The 15,803-nt window shown below is 63.7% G+C and carries 12 protein-coding genes; 8 read left to right on the forward strand and 4 right to left on the reverse strand.

The features are described 5' to 3' along the window. Positions 1 to 19: 19 nt before the first annotated feature. The 3 genes from betA to betI are packed head-to-tail and all read right to left on the reverse strand — an operon-like array spanning position 20 to position 3,810. Positions 20 to 1,708 (reverse strand): choline dehydrogenase, encoded by a 1,689-nt coding sequence (gene betA / locus HWY05_RS00435; RefSeq protein WP_176057046.1) that lies wholly within the window; start codon positions 1,706 to 1,708, stop codon positions 20 to 22. 14 nt (positions 1,709 to 1,722) lie between these two features. Beyond that, positions 1,723 to 3,192: a betaine-aldehyde dehydrogenase gene (gene betB / locus HWY05_RS00440; RefSeq protein ID WP_176057047.1), complete on the reverse strand. Its 1,470-nt coding sequence runs from the start codon at positions 3,190 to 3,192 to the stop codon at positions 1,723 to 1,725. A 30-nt stretch (positions 3,193 to 3,222) separates the two neighbouring features. Beyond that, positions 3,223 to 3,810: a transcriptional regulator BetI gene (betI, locus tag HWY05_RS00445; RefSeq protein ID WP_035557008.1), complete on the reverse strand. Its 588-nt coding sequence runs from the start codon at positions 3,808 to 3,810 to the stop codon at positions 3,223 to 3,225. A 264-nt stretch (positions 3,811 to 4,074) separates the two neighbouring features. Here betI and fdhA point away from each other — a divergent pair, with 264 nt between their 5' ends. Beyond that, positions 4,075 to 5,274, forward strand: coding sequence for a formaldehyde dehydrogenase, glutathione-independent (gene fdhA, locus HWY05_RS00450; protein ID WP_176057048.1), 1,200 nt, complete (start codon positions 4,075 to 4,077; stop codon positions 5,272 to 5,274). A gap of 142 nt (positions 5,275 to 5,416) precedes the next feature. Here fdhA and HWY05_RS00455 read toward each other — a convergent pair whose 3' ends face one another. Further along, a complete protein-coding gene (locus tag HWY05_RS00455; RefSeq protein ID WP_035557010.1) occupies positions 5,417 to 6,412 on the reverse strand; it encodes a GlxA family transcriptional regulator in 996 nt (331 codons plus the stop codon). Positions 6,413 to 6,869: 457 nt separating this feature from the next. Here HWY05_RS00455 and HWY05_RS00460 point away from each other — a divergent pair, with 457 nt between their 5' ends. From HWY05_RS00460 to HWY05_RS00490, 7 genes are all read left to right on the forward strand, one after another. Next, on the forward strand, positions 6,870 to 8,144 hold the full coding sequence (locus HWY05_RS00460; protein WP_176057049.1) for a serine hydroxymethyltransferase: 1,275 nt from the start codon (positions 6,870 to 6,872) through the stop codon (positions 8,142 to 8,144). 18 nt (positions 8,145 to 8,162) lie between these two features. Further along, on the forward strand, positions 8,163 to 9,134 hold the full coding sequence (locus HWY05_RS00465; RefSeq protein WP_176057050.1) for a dipeptidase: 972 nt from the start codon (positions 8,163 to 8,165) through the stop codon (positions 9,132 to 9,134). Positions 9,135 to 9,183: 49 nt separating this feature from the next. Beyond that, positions 9,184 to 9,720 (forward strand): DUF5943 domain-containing protein, encoded by a 537-nt coding sequence (locus HWY05_RS00470; RefSeq protein WP_176057051.1) that lies wholly within the window; start codon positions 9,184 to 9,186, stop codon positions 9,718 to 9,720. An 80-nt stretch (positions 9,721 to 9,800) separates the two neighbouring features. After that, positions 9,801 to 11,864 carry an NADH:flavin oxidoreductase gene (locus tag HWY05_RS00475; RefSeq protein ID WP_176057052.1) on the forward strand — a complete coding sequence of 688 codons (2,064 nt, stop codon included), beginning with the start codon at positions 9,801 to 9,803 and terminating at the stop codon, positions 11,862 to 11,864. Positions 11,865 to 11,866: 2 nt separating this feature from the next. Further along, positions 11,867 to 13,780, forward strand: coding sequence for a (Fe-S)-binding protein (locus HWY05_RS00480; protein WP_176057053.1), 1,914 nt, complete (start codon positions 11,867 to 11,869; stop codon positions 13,778 to 13,780). Positions 13,781 to 13,784: 4 nt separating this feature from the next. Next, positions 13,785 to 14,984 (forward strand): electron transfer flavoprotein subunit alpha/FixB family protein, encoded by a 1,200-nt coding sequence (locus HWY05_RS00485; protein WP_176057054.1) that lies wholly within the window; start codon positions 13,785 to 13,787, stop codon positions 14,982 to 14,984. Further along, complete coding sequence (locus HWY05_RS00490; RefSeq protein ID WP_176057055.1) at positions 14,981 to 15,772, forward strand: electron transfer flavoprotein subunit beta/FixA family protein; 792 nt, start codon at positions 14,981 to 14,983, stop codon at positions 15,770 to 15,772. The genes HWY05_RS00485 and HWY05_RS00490 overlap by 4 nt, the downstream gene beginning before the upstream one ends. The last annotated feature ends 31 nt before the right edge of the window (positions 15,773 to 15,803 follow it).

Here is a 15,803-nt window from a genome sequence, read left to right on the forward strand (position 1 = left end):
GAAGCCACAACGGCGGCGTTCACACCGCCGCTGTGGCCTCACGTTTTCTCGAAGGCGTGCCGTTCGCGACGAAGTAGGGCGTTTCGACGCGCGCCAACGCTGCCCGTCCGCGGATCTGGTCCGCGATCTTTTCCGCGAGCATGATGGTCGGCGCGTTCAGATTGCCAGTCGTGATGAGCGGCATGATCGACGCGTCGACCACGCGCAGCGCTTCCATGCCATGGACGCGCCCCTCATTGTCCACGACCGCCATGTCGTCATAGCCCATCTTGCACGAGCACGACGGATGGAACGCCGTCTCCGCACGCATGCGCACGAAGGCGTCGAGCTGTTCGTCGGTGCTCAGCTCGGCGCCGGGGTTCAACTCACGGCCGCGATAACGGTCGAGCGCCGGTTGCCGCATGATTTCGCGCGTGATGCGAATGCCGTCGCGGAACTCGCGCCAGTCGAGCGGATCGGCCATGTAGTTGAACAGAATGCTCGGATGCGCGTTCGGATCGCGCGAAGCGAGCTTCACGCGGCCGCGGCTCGGCGAACGCATCGAGCCGACGTGGGCCTGAAAGCCGTGCATCCTGATCGCGTTCGAGCCGTTGTAATTGATCGCGACCGGCAGGAAGTGATACTGGATGTTCGGCCACAAATCGTCGTCGCGTGTGCGGATGAAGCCGCCCGCTTCGAACTGGTTGCTCGCGCCGATACCCGTGCCGTTCAGCATCCATTCGAGGCCGATGCCGGGCTGGTTCCACCATTGCAACGCGGGGTAAAGCGACACCGGTTCCTTGCACTCGTACTGGATATACATCTCCAGATGGTCCTGCAGGTTTTCGCCGACGCCGGGCAGATCGTGCACGAGCGGCACGTCGAGTTCGCGCAGCCACGTCGAGCGACCCACGCCGGAGCGCTGCAACAGTTGCGGGGAGGCAATCGCGCCGCTGCACACCAGCACTTCGCGGCGCGCCTGCGCGTTCACCGCCTTGCCGTGATGCAGATACGTAACGCCGACCGCCCGTTTGCCGGAGAACAGCACGCGGTCCGTCACCGCATGCGTGACGATGGTCAGATTCGGCCGCGTTTTCGCGCGATCCAGATAGCCGCGCGCCGTGCTCGAACGCCGGCCATTCGCGGTGACGGTGCGGTCCATCGGGCCGAAGCCTTCCTGCTGGTAGCCGTTCAGGTCGTCGGTACGCGGAAAGCCGGCCTGTACACCGGCTTCGACCATCGCGGCGAACAGCGGATTGTTGCCGGGCTTGCTGGTCGTGACATGCACGGGGCCGTCGCCGCCGTGATACGGATTCGCGCCCACGTCGCGTGTTTCGGCCTTGCGGAAATACGGCAGGCAATCCAGATAGGTCCAGTTTTCCAGACCCGCGCGCGTGGCCCAGCCGTCGTAATCGAGCGCATTGCCGCGGATATAGCACATGCCGTTGATCAGTGACGAGCCGCCGAGTCCTTTGCCGCGCCCGCATTCCATGCGCCGGTTATTCATATGCGGCTCGGGGTCCGTTTCGTAGGCCCAGTTGTAGCGGCGGCCTTGCAGCGGATAAGCGAGCGCGGCCGGCATTTGCGTGCGGAAATCGAAGCGGTAATCGGGACCGCCCGCTTCGAGCAGCAGCACGCTCACGTCCGCGTCTTCAGTGAGGCGCGACGCGAGCACGTTGCCCGCCGAACCTGCACCGACGACGATGTAGTCGTATTCGTTCGAAGCCATCGCGTTTCTCCTCGTCAGAACACCGGTTGATACGGGCCGAGTTCGACCTGCACGGACTTGATGCGCGTGTAGTGTTCGAGCGTGGTAATGCCGTTTTCGCGGCCGACGCCCGACTGTTTATAGCCGCCCACCGGCATTTCGGCAGGCGACTCGCCCCACGTGTTGATCCAGCAGATACCCGCTTCGAGCCGATGAATCACGCGATGCGCGCGCGCCAGGTTTTCGGTCACGACGCCCGCGGCGAGTCCGTACGCGGTGTGGTTCGCGCGGCTGACGGCTTCGTCTTCGTCGTCGAAAACGAGCAGGCTCATCACGGGCCCGAAGATTTCCTCGCGGACGATACGCATCCCGTCACGACAGTCGGCGAACACCGTGGGCTCGACGTATTGACCGTTGGCGAAATGACCGTCGGTAAGACGCTTGCCGCCCGCGATCAGCCGCGCGCCTTCCTGCACGCCGCTTTCAATGTAGCCCAGCACCTTCTGCAATTGCGCGGCGCTGACCAGCGGGCCGAAGTTGGTGCGCGCGTCGTTCGGCGCGCCGACGCGAATGCGCTTCACCCGTTCCAGCACGAGCGCTTCGAAGCGTGCCATCACGCTGCGTTGCACGAACACGCGCGTGCCGTTGGTGCAGACCTGGCCGGAGCTGAAGAAGTTGGCGCTCATCGCGATGTCGGCGGCGCGTTCGAGGTTGGCGTCGTCGAACACGAGCAAGGGCGACTTGCCGCCGAGTTCCATCGTCACTTCTTTCAGCGACGAAGCGCCGGCCATGGACATCACTTTCTTGCCGGTCTCCACACCGCCGGTAAACGAAATCTTCTCGATGTCAGGATGCGCGGCGAGCATTGCGCCCACGCGGCCATCGCCTTGCACGACGTTGAAGACGCCAGGCGGCAGGCCGGCTTCGGTGTAGATCTCGGCGAGCTTTAACGCCGACAGGGGGGTGATTTCGCTCGGCTTGAAGATCATCGCGTTGCCGGCCGCGAGTGCGGGCGCGGATTTCCAGCACGCAATCTGGATCGGGTAATTCCACGCGCCGATTCCCGCGCACACGCCCAATGGTTCGCGCCGCGTATAAACGAACGAGGTCGGCCGCAACGGAATCTGCTGCCCCTCGATGGCGGTGGCGAGCCCCGCGTAGTACTCGATCACGTCCGCGCCGGTGACGATGTCCACGGCCTGCGTCTCCGCAATCGGCTTGCCGGTGTCGCGTGTTTCGAGCGCGGCGAGTTCGTCGTTGCGCTCGCGGAGTAGCTCGACCGCGCGGCGCAGAATGCGCGAGCGCTGCATGGCCGTGAGCGCGGCCCATTCGCGCTGACCGTCGCGCGCGGATTGCACCGCACGGTCAACGTCCGCCGCCGACGCCTGTTGCACCGTGGCGAGCATTTCGCCGGTGGCGGGGTCGAGCGTGTCGAAGGTTTCTCCGCCGGTCGCGTCGACGTAGCCGCCGCCGATATAGAGACGTTGGGTTGCGAATACCGCCATGACTTGCTCCTTGCTGAAGAGTGGACTGGTCTAGGCGCGTGCCGCCAGCACCAGATCGATATATTCATTGGCCACGCGCAGTGCCGCTTTGGGGTCGAACGGTTCGCCCGACAATGCGCCGCGCAGCCACAAGCCGTCGATCAGCGCCGCGAGGCCGCTGGCCGCGCGGCGCGCCGCCGGACGCGGCAGCGCTTTCGAGAAATCCGCGCACAGATTCGAGTTCAGCCGCCGCGTGTTCACGTACTGCAGGCGCCGCAATTGCGGCTTGTGCATGCTCTCGGACCAGAACGCGAGCCAGGTTTTCATCACCGGACCGCTGGTTTGCTCCGCGTCGAAATTCGCGGCGACCACCGCGCGCAGTTTCGAGCGCGGGTCGGCCTTGGCGGCGCGACGGCGGCGCGACGTGGCCTGCCACAAATCGCGCAATACGTGCCGCATGGTGGCTTCGAGCAGCCCGTCCTTGTCGCCGAAATAGTGGCTGACGATGCCGGTGGAAATGCTCGCGCGCTGCGCCACGGAAGCGAGCGTGGCGCCCGCGAGACCGGTCTGGTCGATCGTGAGCAGGGTGGCGTCGATCAGTTGCGCGCGACGGATTTCGCGCATTCCGAGTTTGGGCATGGCGCTGGCAGTAACAGGGCAAAAGGCGGGCACGTATCGTTTCGCCCACCGGGTCGATGGGGCATGTTAGTTTTTTTATATTGAACGGTCAATCAATAAAAACCGGCTAGCATCAACGTGGACGCGGCTTGCGGCGGCCGTGTCGGTTCCGGTCAAACTCCTGTCGCGTTAGACCCCAGTGCTTTGTTCAGCGGGCGCTACGCTCGTTGAACGGCGTGCCGCGCGAGAGTCGGTCACGCCGCTCACAAGACATGGAGACAGACAATGAGCAGCAATCGCGGCGTCGTGTATCTCGGGCAGGGCAAGGTGGAAGTGCAGTCGATCGACTTTCCGAAGATGGTCGATCCACGCGGCCGGTCGATCGGCCACGGCGTGATCCTGAAGGTGGTGAGCACGAATATTTGCGGCTCCGATCAGCACATGGTGCGCGGCCGCACGACCGCCGAAGTCGGCCTCGTGCTCGGTCACGAAATCACCGGCGAGGTGGTCGAGGTGGGCCGCGACGTCGAGACGCTGAAGATCGGCGATCTGGTCTCGGTGCCGTTCAACGTGGCCTGCGGGCGCTGTCCCACCTGCAAGGCGCAGCACACCGGTGTGTGTCTGAACGTGAACCCGGCGCGTGCGGGCGGCGCGTATGGCTATGTGGACATGGGTGGCTGGATCGGCGGCCAGGCCGAATACGTGCTGGTGCCGTATGCAGACTTCAACCTGCTGAAATTCCCCGACTACGCGCAGGCCATGTCGAAAATCCGCGACCTCACATGTCTGTCCGACATTCTGCCGACCGGTTATCACGGCGCGGTGATGGCCGGCGTGAAGCCGGGCGCGACTGTTTATATCGCGGGCGCGGGGCCGGTGGGCATGGCGGCGGCGGCTTCCGCGCGACTGTTGGGCGCGGCCTGCACGATCGTCGGCGATATGAACGAAGCGCGGCTCGCGCATGCTCGCAAGATGGGTTTCCAGACGATCGATCTGTCGAAAGACGCCACGCTAGCGGAGCAGATCGAGCAGATTCTCGGCAAGCCGGAAGTGGATTGCGCGGTGGACTGCGTGGGCTTCGAAGCGCATGGTCACGGCAGCAGTGGTTCGCACGAGGAAGCACCGGCTACCGTGCTCAATTCGCTGATGGAAATCACGCGGGCGGCCGGCGCGATCGGCATTCCCGGGCTCTACGTGACGGACGATCCGGGCGCGGCCGATGCCGCCGCACGCAAAGGTGCGCTGAGCATCCGCTTCGGGCTGGGTTGGGCGAAGTCGCACTCGTTCCATACCGGGCAAACGCCGGTGATGAAGTACAACCACAATCTGATGCAGGCGATTTTGTGGGACCGTCTGCCGATTGCGGATATCGTCAACGTGACGGTGGTGTCGCTGGATGATGCGCCGGAAGGGTATCGCCAGTTCGACGGCGGCGCGCCGCGGAAGTTTGTGATTGATCCGCATGGGTTGTTGAAGGCGGCTTGATGCGCGGAGGGGGGCGTAGCGGGAACCTGAGAGTGCCGCACCTACAAAAACAAAACGCGTTGAACGATGTTCCGTTCAACGCGTTTTTTGTTGCCTTGGGCTTTTCCGAGCGAAGCCGCTTAAGCTAAATTCAAGCCAACCTTCAAGCCGCCATCACCGGCATCGCCGCCAGCGAAGGCGCCTGCTTGCGCCGCTCGCGCGTGGGTGCCGTGCCGAACGCGTCGCGATAACTCTTTGAGAAGTGACAAGCCGACTGGAACCCGCACGCCATCGTGATGTGCATGATCGACATATCGGTCTGCAGCAGCAATTCACGGGCGCGCCGCAAGCGCAGCGTCAGATAGTAATGCGTCGGCGTCATCCCCAGATGTTCGCGGAATAGCCGCTGCAATTGCCGTTGCGACATCCCCGCGAGCCGCGCGAGTTCTTCGCGCGAGAGCGGCTCTTCGATGTTGTTCTCCATCAGCGAGATCACTTCGAACAGCGACTTGTTGGCCGAACCGAGCCGCGCCACCAGCGGCATTTTTTGTTGCGCGCTGGTGTCGCGCACATGTTCGACGATGAACTGCTCGGCGATCTGCGTGACGCGCGCCGTGCCGACGCGCGGTGCGATCAGGTTCAGCATCATGTCGAGCGGCGCGACGCCGCCGGTGCAGGTCACGCGATCGCGGTCGATCACGAACAGCTCTTTCAGAAAGCGCGTGTCGGGAAACTCTTCCTTGAGCGCCGACATGTTCTCCCAATGAATCGCGCACGCGTAGCCGGCCAGCAGACCGGCGCGCGCCAGCGCATAAGTGCCCGTGCACAGGCTGCCGAGCACGCTGCCCATGCGCGCGAAACGGCGCAACGCGGACAGGTGATCGGGAGTCGTCGCGCGTTGCACGTCGATGCCGCCGACCACGAACACGATATCGGGCTGGCCGACGCATTCGACCGGGCCGGTGTCGACCGACAGGCCATTACTCGCCGCGACCGGACCGCCGTCGGGACTCACGATCGACCAGCGGTAAAGCGTTTGCCCCGTCAGATAGTTCGCCATGCGCAGCACTTCGATGGCGTTGGTGAACGCGATCATCGTGAAGTTGGGGAGCGGCATGAATGCGAAATGCGACAACGACGCCGTGCGATCGGTGGACATGGGAGGAGTGATTCCTTCGAATCTGTAATGTCGCGTCGCCGTGGGGAGCGGCGACTGCTGCAATTCTGAGGACTAGCGCAACTACCGTGCCATCAGGCTAAACCCTCGGTTGGCTGGCGAATGGCCTGGAACACTCAACGAACAGCACCAGAACGGAGCCCGACAAGACGGTTGGCGCACCCGAAGCGCGCACGACGTTCAGGTGCAGTGCAGCATGAGCGGGTCGCGGGCGTCGTTCAGCGGCGCGCTTGCCGCGAGCGACACGCTCAGCGACCTACGCCGACTTGTCGAAAAAGGACGTCTATGGCGGAAAAGGCAAAGAACGCGTCTGAATTCGTAAATTGACGCGCGGGGCAAGCGTCAAGAATAGACCCAATGCAGAGCGGCGACAGCGCGGCGCAAACACCGCACCGGGCGGCGCTCACGGCCCTTCCGTCAACGACTTAACGGACTTTCCATGTCGAACCCGAATCCCTTCTTCGAAGAACCGCTGGCCACCCGCGACGCGGCCGTGCGCGGCGCCATTCTGAAAGAACTCGAGCGCCAGCAGTCGCAGGTCGAACTGATCGCGTCGGAAAACATCGTGTCGCGCGCGGTGCTCGAAGCGCAGGGCTCGGTGCTGACCAACAAGTATGCGGAAGGGTATCCGGGCAAGCGTTACTACGGCGGTTGCGAATATGCGGACGTGATCGAAACGCTGGCGCTCGATCGTATCAAGCAACTGTTCAACGCGAAATTCGCCAACGTGCAGCCGCATTCCGGCGCGCAGGCGAATGGCGCGGTGATGCTCGCGCTGGTCAAGCCGGGCGACACGATCCTCGGCATGTCGCTCGATGCGGGCGGCCATCTGACGCACGGCGCCAGGCCGGCCCTGTCGGGCAAATGGTTCAACGCGGTGCAGTACGGCGTGAAGCGCGACACGATGTTGATCGACTACGAGCAGATCGAAGAGCTCGCGCAGCAGCACAAACCGGCGTTGCTGATCGGCGGCTTTTCCGCTTATCCGCGTGAACTGGACTTTGCCCGCTTGCGCAAGATCGCCGACGGCGTCGGCGCGAAACTGATGGTGGACATGGCGCACATTGCCGGCGTGATCGCGGCGGGCCGTCACCAGAATCCGGTGGAACACGCGCATGTGGTCACGTCCACCACGCACAAGACCTTGCGCGGTCCGCGCGGCGGTTTTGTTCTGACGAATGACGAAGACATCGCCAAGAAAATCAATTCGGCGGTGTTCCCCGGCTTGCAAGGCGGTCCGCTGATGCATGTGATCGCCGGCAAGGCGGTGGCATTCGGCGAAGCGCTGCAACCGGGTTTCAAGACCTATATCGACAACGTGCTCGCCAATGCGAAGGCGCTCGGCGAAGTGCTGAAGGAAGGCGGTGTCGATCTGGTGACCGGCGGCACGGACAACCATCTGCTGCTGGTCGATCTGCGGCCGAAGGGCCTGAAAGGCAATCAGGTCGAGCAGGCGCTGGAACGCGCGGGCATTACCTGCAACAAGAACGGCATCCCGTTCGACGCCGAGAAGCCCACGGTCACCTCCGGCGTTCGTCTCGGCACGCCGGCGGGCACCACGCGCGGCTTCGGCGTGAGCGAGTTCCGCGAAGTGGGGCGCCTGATCGTCGACGTGTTCGACGCGCTGCGCGATCACCCCGATGGTCATGCCGCCACCGAACAACGCGTGCGCCGCGAGATTTTCGCGCTGTGCGAACGCTTTCCCATCTACTGAGCACGCCTGGAGCGAACCATGAGTACTCTGCACGACAACAGCATCATCATCGACGGTCTGAACATTTCGAAGTTCGAGCGCTCGGTGTTCGAAGACATGCGCAAGGGCGGCGTGACCGCGGTCAACTGCACGGTGTCGGTCTGGGAGAGCTTTCAGAAGACCGTCGACAACATTGCCGAAATGAAGCAGCAGATCCGCGAATACGGCGAGATGCTGACGCTGGTGCGCACCACCGCGGACATTCATCGCGCGAAGAAAGAGAACAAGACCGGCATCATCTTCGGCTTCCAGAACGCCCATGCGTTCGAGGACAACCTCGGCTATATCGAAGCCTTCAAGGACCTCGGCGTGAACGTGGTGCAGCTCTGCTACAACACCCAGAACCTGGTGGGCACCGGTTGCTACGAGCGCGACGGCGGCCTGTCCGGTTACGGTCGCGAAGTGATCCAGGAGATGAACCGCGTCGGCATCATGGTCGATCTCTCGCACGTGGGCGGCAAGACTTCTTCTGAAGCGATCGCCGCGTCGAACAAGCCGGTGTGCTACTCGCATTGCTGCCCGTCGGGGCTGAAAGAACACCCGCGCAACAAGAGCGACGAACAGTTGAAAGAGATCGCCGACGCGGGCGGTTTTGTCGGCGTGACGATGTTCGCGCCGTTCCTCAAGCGCGGTCCGGACGCGACCGTCGACGACTATATCGAAGCGATCGAATACGTGGTGAATCTGATCGGCGAGGATCAGGTGGGGATTGGCACCGACTTCACGCAAGGCTATAGCACGGAGTTCTTCGACTGGATCACGCACGACAAGGGCCGTTATCGTCAACTGACGAACTTCGGCAAGGTCGTGAATCCGGAAGGTATTCGCACGATCGGCGAGTTTCCGAACCTGACGGCTGCGATGGAACGCGCCGGCTGGAGCGAAGCGCGCATTAAAAAGATCATGGGCGAGAACTGGGTGCGTGTGTTCGACGAAGTCTGGACAGTTTGAATTCCACGCTGGCCTGCCACCCCCACACGTAAAAAAACGGAACCCTCACATGCAACCGCAACTGCCTATCAACGTCGATCCGGACACCGGCGTCTGGACCACCGACGCGCTGCCGATGCTGTACGTGCCGCGCCATTTCTTCACGAACAATCACACCGCCGTCGAAGAAGCGCTCGGGCTCGATGCGTACGCCGAGATTCTCTACAAGGCCGGCTACAAGTCCGCGTATTTCTGGTGCGACAAGGAAGCCAAACAGCACGGCATTGCCGGCATGGCGGTGTTCGAGCATTACCTGAACCGACTGTCGCAACGCGGCTGGGGTCTCTTCAAGATCACCGAAGCCGATCCGTCCAGCTCGCACGCACGCATCGAATTGCATCACTCGTCGTTCGTGCTTGCGCAACCGGACAAGGTCGGCAAGCTTTGCTACATGTTCTCCGGCTGGTTCGCGGGCGCGATGGACTGGGTCAACGACACGGCGCCCGACAGCGCGCGCAAGGGTCCGCCGTCCCATTCGCGCGAAGCGCAGTGCGCGGCCGAACACCACGACCATTGCGTATTCGAAGTGTCGCCGCTCGCGGCGTAGTGCCTGACTGACGCGTTTATCACGACGCCGACAAGCGCGCGGCAGAGCGCAACAAGCTATTTATTCCGAGGTCGATCGCGATGCGTTACCCGAACCTTTTCAAGCCTCTCACGCTGAACCAGCTGACCTTGCGCAACCGCATCGTCAGCACGGCGCACGCGGAGGTGTATGCGGAACCCGGCGGCTTGCCCGGCGACCGTTATATCCGTTACTACGAAGAGAAGGCGAAGGGCGGTGTGGGCCTCGCCGTGTGCGGCGGCTCGAGTCCGGTATCGATCGACAGTCCGCAAGGCTGGTGGAAGTCGGTCAATCTGTCGACCGACAAGATCATCGATCCGCTCGCGCGGCTCGCCGAAGCCATGCACCGCCACGGCGCGAAAATCATGATTCAGGCCACGCATATGGGCCGCCGTTCGGCGTTTCATGGCGAGCACTGGCCGCATCTGATGTCGCCGTCCGGCGTGCGGGAACCCGTGCACCGCGGCAACGCGAAGATCATTGAAGTGGAAGAAATTCGCCGCATCATTCGCGACTTTGCCGCGGCGGCGAAGCGCGTGAAAGATGCGGGCATGGACGGTGTCGAAATCTCGGCGGCGCACCAGCATCTGATCGATCAGTTCTGGAGCCCGCGCACCAATTTTCGGACCGACGAATGGGGTGGCTCGCTCGAAAACCGTCTGCGCTTCGGCACCGAAGTATTGAATGCTGTACGTGAAGCGGTGGGCGCGGATTTTTGCGTCGGCCTGCGCATGTGCGGCGACGAGTTTCATGAAGACGGGCTCGATCACGAACAACTCAAGGAAATCGCTCAGGCGATGAGTGAAACCGGCCTGATCGATTACCTCGGCGTGATCGGTTCGGGTGCGGATACGCACAACACGCTCGCCAACTGCATGCCGCCGATGGCGCTGCCGCCGGAACCGTTCGTGCATCTCGCCGCCGGGATCAAATCGGTCGTGAAGCTGCCGGTCATGCACGCGCAGAGTATTCGCGACGCGGGCCAGGCGGAACGGCTGCTGGCGAGCGGCATGGTGGATCTGGTCGGGATGACGCGCGCGCAGATTGCCGATCCGCACATGGTCATCAAGATCCGCGATGGCCGTGAGGACGAAATCAAGCAATGCGTCGGCGCGAATTATTGCATCGACCGTCAGTACAACGGGCTCGACGTGCTGTGCGTGCAGAACGCCGCGACGTCGCGCGAAGAAACCATGCCGCACGTGATCGCGAAGACACGTGGGCCGAAGCGCAAGGTGGTGGTGGTCGGCGCGGGTCCGGCCGGACTGGAAGCGGCGCGCGTCGCGAAGTCGCGCGGCCATGACGTCGTGCTGTTCGAGAAGAACGACTACGTAGGCGGTCAGATCATGCTGGCCGCGAAGGCGCCGCAGCGTGAACAGATGGCGGGCATCGTGCGCTGGTTCGATATGGAAACGAAGCGCCTTGGCGTGGATCGCCGTCTCGGAGTCGCCGCCGACGACAAAACCATCATGGCCGAGAAGCCGGACATCGTGGTGCTGGCCACGGGCGGTTCGTCGTTCACGTCGCAGGTCGCGGCGTGGGGCGTCGACGAAGGGCTCGCCGTGAGTTCGTGGGACGTGCTGTCCGGCAAGGTCGAACCCGGCAAGAACGTGCTCGTGTACGACGGCGTCAGCACGCACGCCGGCGCGGGCGTGGCCGATTTCATGTCGAGCCGCGGCTCGAACGTCGAAATCGTGACGCCGGACGTCAAGGTCGCCGACGACGTGGGCGGCACCACCTTCCCGATTTTCTATCGACGGCTCTACGCGCAAGGCGTGATCCATACGCCGAATTACTGGCTCGACAAGGTCTACGAGGAAGACGGCAAGAAGATCGCCGTGATCCGCAACGAGTACACCGAGGAGCAGGAAGAGCGCGCGGTCGATCAGGTGGTAATCGAAAACGGCAGCACGCCGAACGACGAGCTGTACTGGAAGCTCAAGCCGGAATCGGTGAATCTCGGTCAGGTCGACGTGCACACGTTGTTCGCGTCGGAGCCGCAACCGTCGCTCAGTGAAGAACTCGGTAATGGCCGCTTCCTGCTGTTCCGTGTCGGCGACTGCATTTCCATGCACAACATTCACGGCGCGATCTACGACGCGCTGCGCCTTTGCAAGGATTTCTGACGATGAGCCCCGTGTTTGTCATCACCGTCCTGCTGTGGTTGTCGATGGCGGGTCTGGCGTTCGCGCTCGTCAAACGCGCCGCTTACTGGCGCGAAGGCCGCGCCACGGCGGCCGGCGCGTACGGCTGGACCCATCTGCTGACGATTCCGAAACGCTACTTCGTCGATCTGCATCATGTGGTGGCGCGCGATCCGTACATTGCTAAAACGCACGTGGCCACGGCGGGCGGTGCGATTCTCGCGATGGCGCTGGTGTTCGTCAATTACGGCCTGGCGATCTACTCGCCGTGGCTGGACAAGCTGATTTTTCTGGCCGCACTTGTGATGCTGGTCGGCGCCGTGTTCGTGTGGCGTCGCCGGCATGGGGCGAAAGCGGTGCCGGCGCGGCTCTCGCGCGGGCCCTGGGATCATCTGCCGCTGTTGCTCGGCTCGTTCGCGCTGGGGCTCGTGCTATTCATCGCGTTGCCGGCGGGTGCCATGTCGGGTGCGCTGGCTGTGGTCGTCGCGTTGCTGATCGCCGCGGGCGCCTTCACGATGACGTTCGGCGCGGCGCGCGGCGGTCCGATGAAGCATGCGATGGCGGGCTTGCTGCACCTGGCGTTTCATCCGCGTCAGGAACGCTTTGCCGAGCGCAACGACAACGACGTCGTGCCGCCGACGGCCCTGAAGGTGCCGCTGCTCGACGCGAAGGAATACGGCGTCGGCAAACCGGTCGAGTTTCGCTGGAACCAGTTGCTCAGTTTCGACGCGTGCGTGCAGTGCGGCAAGTGCGAGGCGGCCTGTCCCGCGTTCGCCGCCGGTCAGCCGCTCAATCCGAAGAAGCTGATTCAGGATCTGGTCACCGGCATGGTGGGCGGCACGGACGCCGACTACGCGGGCAGCCCGACGCCCGGCATCCCGCTCGGAAAACACGCTGGCGCACCGGAAAAACCGCTGATTTCCACGCTGATCGAAGCGGACACGCTGTGGTCTTGCACCACGTGCCGTGCCTGCGTGCAGGAATGCCCGATGTTGATCGAGCACGTCGATGCGATTGTGGACATGCGCCGCAATCAGACGCTGGTGGAAGGCAGCGTGCCGGGCAAAGGCCCGATCACGCTCGCGAATCTGCGCGAAACCGGCAGCTCGAACGGTTACGACATCGGCGCGCGTTACGACTGGGCGGTCGATCTGCAAGTGCAGGTCGCGCAACCGGGGCGCCGGGTGGAGGTCTTGCTGATCGCCGGCGAAGGCGCGTTCGACATGCGCTATCAGCGCACGCTGCGCGCGCTGGTCAAGGTGCTGAACCGCGCGGGCATCGACTACGCGGTGCTGGGCGGCGTCGAAACCGACACCGGCGACACGGCCCGTCGTCTCGGCGACGAAGCCACCTTCCAGCAACTCGCCCGCAAACTGATCGGTACGCTTTCGCAGTATTCGTTCGGCAAGATCGTCACGGCCGACCCGCACGTGCTGCATAGCCTGCGCAACGAGTATCGCGCGCTGGGCGGTTTCTACGAGGTGCAGCATCACACCGCGCTGATCGACGAACTGGTCACGAGCGGCAAGCTGTCGCCGCGAGCGGTCGCCGCGCTGGCGGAACGCAAGATCACCTATCACGATCCGTGCTATCTGGGCCGCTATAACGGCGAGACGGAAGCGCCGCGCCGTCTGCTGAAGAGCATCGGCATCAAGGTGGTGGAAATGGAGCGCAACGGCATGCGCGGGCGGTGCTGCGGCGGTGGCGGCGGTGCACCGCTGACCGACATTCCCGGCAAGCGGCGCATTCCGGACATTCGTATCGACGACGCCCGCACGATCGGCGCGGAGATCGTCGCGGTGGGCTGCCCGAATTGCACGGCCATGCTCGAGGGCGTGGTCGGCCCGCGTCCGGAAGTACTGGACGTCGCCGAACTGGTTGCAGCAGCGCTGGAGTAACGCGATGAATACGCTCAAACGAATCGATCCGCGCCGGCCGTTCACGATCACGGCGGAGGGACTTAAACGCATCACGCTGGGTATGACCGGCGTGGTTGGGTCATTGGAACTGATGGCGGCGTCCGGTGCGGCGCATCGCGAGCAGGTCAAAGCGCGTCGTACCACGGCCGCGCCGCAGCGCGTGCTGCTGGTGGCCGCCCATGCCGACCGTGGCGCACTGGACGATCATGCACGCCAGACGTTGGCCGGCGCCGCGTTGATCGCGGACACGCAGACCGAAGTCGTGCTGCTCGTGTTCGGTGAATTTACCGGCGACGCTGCCGCGCTCGGCGCCGACAAGCTGATCGAATTGCCGATGTTCGACCGCCGCCGCTTCGCACCGGTCGACGAACTGAACGCGCTGGCCGCGTGCGTGGTCGCGTATGCACCGGTGCATGTTTTCCTGCCTGATAACGCCACTGGCGACGGCGATCTCGGCCGTCGTTATGCCGCCGCTGCGAATGCGAGCGTCGCGACGCATGTGGTCGAGATCGACGCCGCGCACGTCGCGTCTTTTGTCCACGCGAATACGGCGTTCGCCACGCGTTCGCTGCCGGACGTGATATTGCTCGCGGCAAATGCCGTCGAACCGAAGTTGCCTTTTGTCGGTGCAGGCGAACGAGTCGTCTGGCGTTTCGACGGCGCGTCGACCGGCGCGGGTGATAGTGCTGGTGCTAGTGCTAATGAAAGCACCCTGCGCGATCTCGGCATCGAGGAAATCGACGCCGCGCAACTGGCGCTGGAAGAAGCGGATTTCATCGTCTCGGCCGGTAACGGCGTGAGCGATGTGCCCGCGTTCGAGCGTCTCGCGGTCACGTTGGGCGCCGCGATCGGTGCAAGCCGCGTCGCCGTGGACGACGGCAAATTCACTCGCGACAAGCAGATCGGCGCGACCGGCAAGACGGTTGAAGCAAGCGTATATATCGCGTTCGGCATTTCCGGCGCGGTCCAGCATTTGCAAGGCATCAAGGATTGCCGTCATGTGATCGCGGTGAATCTCGATGCCAGCGCACCGATTGCCAAGCGCGCGAATCTGACCGTGATCGCGGATGCGCAGGAAACCATCGCGGCGCTCAACGAGGCGGCTGCGGCGGCGCGTAACGCGCGCGGCACGGGCGCTGCGCTGTTGAATTCATCCGCTGTTGCCGAAGGAGCGCTCGCATGAAGATCGCCGTGCTGGTTTCCGTGGGCCGTCATCCGGTCAGCGGCGTGGCGCGCTATAGCCGCAACGACGCTGCCGCGCTGACGCTGGCGCTCTCGCTGGTCAAAACCCACAAGGCGACGCTCGACGTGTTGCACGCGGGCGATGCATCGAATCCCGCGTTGCAGGAGTATCTGGCGCTCGGCGCTCGCTCGGTGGAAGTGCTTGAAACGCGCGCGTCCGACGGTGTGCAAGCCGACGCCGCGACTCAGCTCGCCGCGCGTCTGCGTGGTTACGACCTCGTGCTGACCGGCACGCGCGCGGAAGGCGCGTTCGACAGCGGCATGTTGCCGTACCGCGTCGCCGCGGCGCTCGACATGCCGCTAGTCGGCGCGGCGGTCGACGTCACGCTGCGCGACGGTTGCGCCGAAGTCCGCCAGTTCATGCCGAAGGGTCTACGCCGACGCGTCGAAGTGCGCTTGCCCGCGCTGATCGCCGTGCATCCGCTGGCCAATGCAACGCCGACCTACGCGTATGCCCGTTTGCGGGAAGGCACGATCCGCCCGGTCGCCGCGTCAACCGTAGTGAATGCAGACGCAACCCACGCCGACAACCTCGTCTGGACGACCCGTCCCGTGACCGCCAAACCGGTGCGCCTCGCCGCCGCCGAAAAGCGTTCCGGCCACGCCCGCATGCTCTCGGCGACGACCACCGAAAGCCGCGGCGGCAGCGTCGTAATTGAAGGGAGTTCCGTCGAAAAAGCACAAGTGATTCTGGCGTATTTGCGCGAGCATCAACTCGTGGATTACTGATTTCCGGTTCGGGCCAGCAGGCGACCAGGAG

Origin of the sequence: Paraburkholderia sp. BCC1876 (assembly GCF_902833695.1) — a bacterium.
Lineage (GTDB): Bacteria > Pseudomonadota > Gammaproteobacteria > Burkholderiales > Burkholderiaceae > Paraburkholderia.

Bases quoted from the DNA above. Each gene is read 5' to 3' on its own strand.
- HWY05_RS00455 (WP_035557010.1), bottom strand. From the start codon at position 6,412: ATGTCCACCGATCGCACGGCGTCGTTGTCGCATTTCGCATTCATGCCG.
- HWY05_RS00480 (WP_176057053.1), top strand. From the start codon at position 11,867: ATGAGCCCCGTGTTTGTCATCACCGTCCTGCTGTGGTTGTCGATGGCG.
- HWY05_RS00465 (WP_176057050.1), top strand. From the start codon at position 8,163: ATGAGTACTCTGCACGACAACAGCATCATCATCGACGGTCTGAACATT.
- HWY05_RS00475 (WP_176057052.1), top strand. From the start codon at position 9,801: ATGCGTTACCCGAACCTTTTCAAGCCTCTCACGCTGAACCAGCTGACC.
- HWY05_RS00485 (WP_176057054.1), top strand. From the start codon at position 13,785: ATGAATACGCTCAAACGAATCGATCCGCGCCGGCCGTTCACGATCACG.
- HWY05_RS00490 (WP_176057055.1), top strand. From the start codon at position 14,981: ATGAAGATCGCCGTGCTGGTTTCCGTGGGCCGTCATCCGGTCAGCGGC.
- HWY05_RS00470 (WP_176057051.1), top strand. From the start codon at position 9,184: ATGCAACCGCAACTGCCTATCAACGTCGATCCGGACACCGGCGTCTGG.
- HWY05_RS00460 (WP_176057049.1), top strand. From the start codon at position 6,870: ATGTCGAACCCGAATCCCTTCTTCGAAGAACCGCTGGCCACCCGCGAC.
- betB (WP_176057047.1), bottom strand. From the start codon at position 3,192: ATGGCGGTATTCGCAACCCAACGTCTCTATATCGGCGGCGGCTACGTC.
- betI (WP_035557008.1), bottom strand. From the start codon at position 3,810: ATGCCCAAACTCGGAATGCGCGAAATCCGTCGCGCGCAACTGATCGAC.
- fdhA (WP_176057048.1), top strand. From the start codon at position 4,075: ATGAGCAGCAATCGCGGCGTCGTGTATCTCGGGCAGGGCAAGGTGGAA.
- betA (WP_176057046.1), bottom strand. From the start codon at position 1,708: ATGGCTTCGAACGAATACGACTACATCGTCGTCGGTGCAGGTTCGGCG.